General features: G+C 65.7%; 6 protein-coding genes and 1 riboswitch. Of the genes, 3 read left to right on the top strand and 3 right to left on the bottom strand.

Features of this window, described 5'->3' with window-relative positions; all coding sequences use genetic code 11:
* Positions 1-303: 303 nt before the first annotated feature.
* Both NF876_RS15560 and NF876_RS15555 read right to left on the bottom strand, forming a co-directional pair.
* Complete coding sequence (locus NF876_RS15560; protein WP_262269698.1) at positions 304-1,536, bottom strand: anion transporter; 1,233 nt, start codon at positions 1,534-1,536, stop codon at positions 304-306.
* Positions 1,536-2,837, bottom strand: a complete 1,302-nt coding sequence (locus tag NF876_RS15555; protein WP_262269697.1) for an MFS transporter — start codon at positions 2,835-2,837, stop codon at positions 1,536-1,538. Before NF876_RS15555 ends, NF876_RS15560 begins: the two co-directional genes overlap by 1 nt.
* Positions 2,838-2,999: 162 nt before the next feature.
* A riboswitch (glycine riboswitch) is annotated at positions 3,000-3,088 on the top strand.
* A gap of 467 nt (positions 3,089-3,555) precedes the next feature.
* On the opposite strand from NF876_RS15555, the gene NF876_RS15550 reads away from it, so the two are divergent.
* The 3 genes from NF876_RS15550 to NF876_RS15540 all read left to right on the top strand — a co-directional run bounded on the left by NF876_RS15550 (position 3,556) and on the right by NF876_RS15540 (position 5,280).
* On the top strand, positions 3,556-4,026 hold the full coding sequence (locus tag NF876_RS15550; RefSeq protein WP_373696669.1) for a hypothetical protein: 471 nt from the start codon (positions 3,556-3,558) through the stop codon (positions 4,024-4,026).
* A gap of 305 nt (positions 4,027-4,331) precedes the next feature.
* The gene (locus tag NF876_RS15545; RefSeq protein ID WP_315975045.1) at positions 4,332-4,598 is read left to right on the top strand and encodes a penicillin-binding transpeptidase domain-containing protein; all 267 of its coding nucleotides are present in this window, start codon (positions 4,332-4,334) and stop codon (positions 4,596-4,598) included.
* 34 nt (positions 4,599-4,632) lie between these two features.
* On the top strand, positions 4,633-5,280 hold the full coding sequence (locus NF876_RS15540) for a trimeric intracellular cation channel family protein (protein WP_262269696.1): 648 nt from the start codon (positions 4,633-4,635) through the stop codon (positions 5,278-5,280).
* A 498-nt stretch (positions 5,281-5,778) separates the two neighbouring features.
* On the opposite strand, the gene NF876_RS15535 is transcribed toward NF876_RS15540, so the two are convergent.
* Entirely contained in the window at positions 5,779-6,363 is a 585-nt protein-coding gene (locus tag NF876_RS15535) for a helix-turn-helix domain-containing protein (RefSeq protein WP_262269695.1), read from the bottom strand.
* Between the last annotated feature and the right edge of the window lie 93 nt (positions 6,364-6,456).

Raw genomic sequence — 6,456 nt, 5'->3', positions numbered from 1 at the left:
AGCGGCCGCCCTCGCTTGAGGCCGTGGAGCACTGGTCGGTGTGGCGTCGGCGCCATCAGCAGCGGGCGCGCGAATGTCACTGGCGCAAACGCACACGGCACCGAGGAAAGGCCCGGCTGTAGTACTACGCCACATAGCCGGCTGACCCAGCCAAATTGCCGATAGAGTCAATGCCGAGGTCTGCATTGCCACGGACGTCGGTGGGGTCGGAGTTGCGCAATCCCTGACCGTGTCTCCTGTCCCCCTGACCATGGGACCTTTGCTCCGGAGCAGGTTGGTCGGCCTGGTCCTCGACGGCATGCGCTATGACCCGGACAGGCTCGACAACCACCATGCTCCGACCGCCAGCGTCAGCAGAGTCACCGGCACGCCGATGCGCAGGTAGGCGCCGAATCCGATCTCGACGCCAGCCGCGCGTGCCTTCTCGGCCACGATCAGGTTGGCGATCGAGCCCACGATGGTCAGATTGCCGGCCAGCGTCGAGGCCATGGCGATCACCAGCCATATCCGTTGCTGGTCAGGCAGTCCCTGGATAAAGGGCTTGAGCACGAGCACGGCCGGTACATTGCTCACCAGGTTCGACAGAGCGGCCGTGACCCCGGTCAGAACCCAGGTGTCGGCCAGTTTCAGGTGATGAACCGCCTCGATCAGGTCGGGCGACAGCAGGGCCTTCTCGGCCCCGGCCACCACGATGAACAGCCCGGCGAACATCAGCAGCAACGGGCCGTCGATCTGACGATACACCTTTCCCGGCTTCACCTGCCGCGTCACGAGCAGCAGCGCCGCCCCGGAAATGGCCGCCTTGGCGACCGGAATGCCGGCGAAGAACGCAGCGACCACACCCGCGGTGACGAGGATGGCCTTGCTCATCTGCGGCTTGTGGATCCGGGAGACTCCCGGCTCGGCGGCCAGCCCCTTCCGGCTTTGGAACTCGTTCGAGCATAGAAACCTGACCAGGATCATGACGATCAGCAGGCCTGCGATCGCCACCGGCGCGAGGGAGGTCGCAAAGGCCGCATAGGGGATCTGGGAGATCACACCGACGATCATGTTCTGGGGATTCCCGGTGATGGTCGCGACACTTCCCACGTTTGACGCCATGGCCACAGCCAGGAGATAGGGCACGGGCTGGCGGCCGAGCCGCGTCGTCACATCGAGCACGAGCGGCGCCATCACCAGACAGACGGCATCGTTGACGAGAAAGGCCGAGAGAACGCCTGTGGTCAGGACGACAACGGACAGCAAAACCACGGGTGAGTGGGCATGAGTGATCGCCCAACCGGTCACCAGGCGAAAGAACCCGGACAGCCGCAGATGCGCCACGATGATCATCATGCCGAGAAGCAGCGTGATCGTGTCGAGATCGACAGCCCGGTAGGCTTCCTCGGGTGTGAGAACACCCGCTGCAAGCATGCCTGCGGCCCCAAGCAGGGCGATGCCGGCGCGGTCGAGGCGAAGCCCCGGAATGCGCCCGAGCGCAACGCCGCCGTAGGTCAGGATGAAGATGGCCGCACTGGCCAGGCTGCCGATCTCCATCACCGGGTTCCGCTCGGCAGAGCCTTTGTGTCGAGAGCCGTCTGCTCTGCGGTCGCATCGGGGACCGGGATCCTAGTCTCGGGGGTCCTGGTCTCGGGCATCATCGTCCAGAACAGGACAAGACCTGCTCCTGCGACACCGGCCAGCACCAGGAAGGCTGCCGAGTAGCCTGCTTTCACGACCAGGATGCCGGCGAGGGTCGTGGACAGCGAGGCTCCGATGCCCTGTGCCGTCGCGACCGCTCCCTGAGCCACATTGAACCGGCCGGTGCCCTCCATCAGATCGGACACGATGAGCGGAAACAGCGCGCCATACAGACCAGCTCCAATGCCGTCGAGCAACTGCACGCCAACGAGCCAGTAGGGATTGTCGGAGAAGGTATACAGCACGCCACGGATCGGCAGAATCAGGAACCCGGCCAGGAACAGCGGCTTGCGGCCCCACCGGTCCGCCTTGTGGGCCACCAGCATGGCCATGGGCACCATCACGACCTGGGCGGCCACGATGCAGGCCGACATCAGGGAGGTGCCCAGGTTCCTGTCCTGGAGCGCCAGCTTCTGTCCGACCAGCGGCAGCATGGCGGCGTTTGCGAGATGAAACAGCGCGGCACAGACAGCAAAGATCAGCAACGGCCGGCAGGTGACCAGGATCTTCATCCCGGTAGGCTGGTCGCCCGCCGGGATCGTGCCGTCCCTGAAGCCCCGTGCCTGCTCATGATTGATCACATGGGCCGGCACCATCAGCACGCTGATCAGGCTTGCCAGTGCCATCGCGGCCATGAGGAAGAACACGACGACCGGGCCCCACAGGTACGCGGCCGCGCCAGCGGCGGCTGCCGCGAAGGCATTGCCGGCGTGATTGAACGCTTCGTTGCGACCGGTGCGGCGGGCGAAGTGAGCGTGACCGACGATGCCCAGGGTGATCGCCGCGATGGCCGGTGCGAACACCGAGCCGGTGGCGCCTACCGCCGCTTGGGAGATCGCGACGGGCCAGAAGGACGAGAGGAAGGGCAGCAGCAGCGATCCGGCCGTGACCACAAGCGCCGCAATCACGATCACGGCCCGCTTGGCCTGCGTGGCATCGATCAGCGCTCCAGCCGGCGTTTGAGCCACGAGGGCCGCCAAGCCGGCCATGGTCATGATCAGACCGATTTCGGCTTCGTTCCAGTGCCGGATCGTCAGGAGATAGACAGCCAAATAGGGGCCTAAGCCGTCACGCACATCCGCCAGGAAGAAGTTCAGGGCGTCGAGCGAGTGCTCGACCCGGACCGAAGCTTGAACGGAACCAGCAATGTCAGGCATCGCTATCTCCTCTGGACGGCGCGGACTTGTCTGGAGGGGCCGGCACGCAAGGATGGGAACCCCCAAGGTTGACCACTGTTCCGGATCGGATCTGCGGCTTTCGTGCCCGCCTGCCTTCTGCCAGCGAACACAATTCCGCCACAAACCGAGCTAGATTGACCTTGGCAATGAGCGGGAGAGAGCCAGTACGCTGGCCGCCGAAGGAGCAACCGCCCCGGAAACTCTCAGGCATCCAGGACCGCTTCGTTGCGCAACACTCTGAAAAGTGGAGCATCCTGCTCCCGCCCATGGTGAAAGTCGCGGCTGCCCTGCGCATCCCGACGAAGCTCTCAGGCCAATGACAGAGGGAGCTCCTTCCGCGGCATCGCCTGCGGACCGTGACGGAGCCTGACAATGCCCTTTCCCCGAATGCCCGCAAGCCATGATGCGTCCCGTTCGCCGTGGCGGCCGACGAGGAACCCGATGCGCCGGGTCCGGCCCCGCCCGGATCGCTGACACACGCCGCGACCCGTCCCGGATCGCCGGTCGACCGTCCACGCGACAGGACTCGTGGTCCTGACGCCTCACGCACCGCGTGACGCGTGAACGATCACGGCTGCTTGTTCCCGCGAGCGGTCGCCGGCGGTCGTGCGGAGGGGATCTCCTTTCGTCTTCCCTCGTCATCGAGCGGGTGCCTTCGCGCAAGCGCAAGGACTCGCCCAAACCACGTGTGCCCGCGATGCGCTTCGTCCTCCGCTTCCTCGGCTTTGCCACGGCCCTGGCCTCACTCCTTCTGGTCAGCGGCTCGCTGGCCGCCGGAGCCCTGCTCTGGCATCTCTCCGCCGACCTGTTCGTCGGCTCGGCGCCGGAACTCGCTGTCGGTGTGTTCCTCGGCTACGACCGCCCGCGCTCGCTCGGGAAGACCGCGTACGGTGCCGGGCACGCCGCGCCGATCGTCCGCGCCTTCCTGGAGCAGGCGCTCGCTGGCAAGCCGCACACCGCCTTTCGCGTCCCGGCCGGCATCAAGCTGATCCCGGTTGATCCCTTCACGGGGACGCGCAGCGCGCCCGGCGCAGGCGCGATCCTTGAGGCCTTCAAGCCCGGCACCGAGCCGCCGGCAGCGGCGCCTCCTCCCGTCGCAGACGGGAGCCCGGGCGACATCCAGAACCGGGAGGCCTATGCGCCTTCCGGCCCCACCTACTTCCGCTGATGCGACGGGTGACACGATGGCATGGTCCCTGTTTCAGCTCGCTGTCGAGCGCGGCCCCGCCCGCATCCGGCTCGCGTCCCTCGGGTTCGTCGGCCTTTTCGCCGCGATCGCGGTGCGGCTGGTCGCGTTCGGGCACGGCATCGCGGTTACGCCACTCGAGGGCGCCATGACGGTGGCAGCCCTGGTCAATGGCGGCGACCTGATCACCCCGACCTTCCTGGCCGGACGCGGCCCCGGCCACCGCCTCCGGGCCAAGGCCGTCATCAAGCCGGAAACCGCCGCATCCGCCCGGCGCGCCGCGCTCGATCCGGATCGGCGGCAAGACGGGAACCTCCGAGAAGGTCGTCGGCGGTGTCTACTCCAAGGAGAAGGTGATGACCTTCTTCGTCGGCATCGCACTCATCGACGCGCCGCGCTACCTGTTCCTGACGATCCTTGACGAGCCGCGCGGCCTGCCGGAAACCTTCGGCTTCCGCACATCCGCATGGAACGCCGTCCCGGTGACGCGGCGCGTCACGGGTGAGGCCCTGCCCCTGCTCGGCGTCCAACCCTGGACGGCCTCCACGAATTGATATTGATCCCTTACCCCATGATGGACCGCTCCTGATGTTCGACACCTTCACCGCCCTGCTCGACTGGTTCGGGATTGTCGTGTTCGCCACCACCGGGGCGCTGGTCGCCTCGCGCAAGCAGATGGACCTTGTCGGCTTCGTGCTGCTCGGCACCGCGACCGGGATCGGCGGCGGAACGATCCGCGACACGCTCATCGACGCGCTCCCGGTGTTCTGGGTGCGCGAGCCGGCGTATTTGGTCACCTGCGTGCTGGTCTCCTGCACGGCGTTTTTCCTCGCTCACATCCCGCACTCGCGGCTCAAGCTCCTGCTGTGGTGCGACGCGGTCGGCATGGCCCTGTTCGCCGTGACCGGCGCCGAGAAGGCGCTGCTGGCGGACGCGGGTCCCATCGCGGCCGTCGCGATGGGCGTGATCACGGCCACCTTCGGCGGCATCGTCAGGGATATTTTAGGCGGCGAAAGCCCGGTCATCCTCAGCCGCGAGATCTACGTGTCGGCGGCGCTGGGCGGAGCGGTGATCTTCGTCGCCCTGGCGCTGGCCGGGATCGCGCGCGAGTACGCGCTGGCCGGCGGCTTCTGGGCCGCGTTCGCGATCCGGGCTGCCGCGCTGCGCTGGGACTGGTGCCTGCCGCGCTATCGGCCGCGACCCGGGCGCACGCGGGATGAAATCGATCCCCGTTGATTCGGCAGGTTCCGGGGGCTGTTCTCTATGTGCCCTTCCGGCAACAGGCCCGTGCCTTGTGGCTCGCGTCGGCAGTCAGAGGGAAGGGTCGCGTCGCCGAACGATGCGCCGCTCAAGGAATTGAGCATCGGACATGAAAAGTGGGCCCAGGTTTGGGTCCGATGCTCGAGCGCATCCCGAATGATGCTTTTGAGCCATGACTCCTGACGAAGGGCCGCCATGTTGTGAAGGGCGGCTGGGCGATGCGCCGGGACGGGTCAAGCCCAGGTGTTGGGCATTGCCGACTGAAGGTCAGCCGACCCCCTGGCTGCCGAGGCTCGGCTTTCGTCTGCCTCGTGCCAGAAGCGGCCGCTCAGCGCCTTAGAGCTGCTTCCACTCACGTGGAATCATCTCTCTTCTTTGCCTCGCCGCATTTTTTGACGGTGAACCGGATCCACTTCACCGAAAAATGCTCTAGAGAGGGTAGCCTGCTCACAGTGTCAGCCCAGAATCTGGCTCTCACGGCGTTGTCACCACGATAGCCGAGCAGGGAGCGGGATCCGTGCACCGGTAGCTGTGCGGTGCGCTCGGGTCGAAATAGATCGCATCGCCTTCGTCGAGGACGAATTCGCTGTCGGAGATCCTGAGGACAAGCCGTCCAGTGAGCACGTAGATCAGTTCCGCGCCACCGTGCTGATGCAACTCGGACACCTTCGACGAGGCTGGAAACTCCGCATAGAAGGCTTGCAGCTTGCGGTCGGTCACGGGGAAGTCGAGGCTCTCGAAGAAGTAGGACGGCACATCGTCCCCCGGGCGGTCCGGGAGGCGCATCCGTTCTGACTTCCGCACCACTGCGACCTTGGGCCTGTCAGGGGATTCGACGAAGAAGTAGTCGAGCCCGACGCCGAACACCAAAGCAATGCGCAACAGGGTCGGCAGTGTTGGGATGAGCTGCCCGCGCTCGATCTTGGAGAGCATGGCCGGCGAAAGGCTCGTGTGCTCCCCGAGTTGTACAAGACTGAGCTTCTTTCCCTGGCGCAGAGCTCGGATTTTGGCGCCGATCTCGTATTGCCCCAGCCCGGCCGCCAGCGTCTCCGAAAGCATTGTGCGTCTCCCTTTTCGCCTGAAGCAACTCAGACGGCGTTCTTTTGACTGTAGAGAAAAGCTATGTTCATGTCACGATAAATTGAGTGGCAC

The organism is Microvirga yunnanensis (genome assembly GCF_025460875.1).
This window is presented reverse-complemented; position numbering and strand designations above follow the sequence as displayed.

Bases quoted from the DNA above. Each gene is read 5' to 3' on its own strand.
- NF876_RS15560 (WP_262269698.1), bottom strand. From the start codon at position 1,536: ATGGAGATCGGCAGCCTGGCCAGTGCGGCCATCTTCATCCTGACCTAC.
- NF876_RS15555 (WP_262269697.1), bottom strand. From the start codon at position 2,837: ATGCCTGACATTGCTGGTTCCGTTCAAGCTTCGGTCCGGGTCGAGCAC.
- NF876_RS15550 (WP_373696669.1), top strand. From the start codon at position 3,556: ATGCGCTTCGTCCTCCGCTTCCTCGGCTTTGCCACGGCCCTGGCCTCA.
- NF876_RS15540 (WP_262269696.1), top strand. From the start codon at position 4,633: ATGTTCGACACCTTCACCGCCCTGCTCGACTGGTTCGGGATTGTCGTG.
- NF876_RS15535 (WP_262269695.1), bottom strand. From the start codon at position 6,363: ATGCTTTCGGAGACGCTGGCGGCCGGGCTGGGGCAATACGAGATCGGC.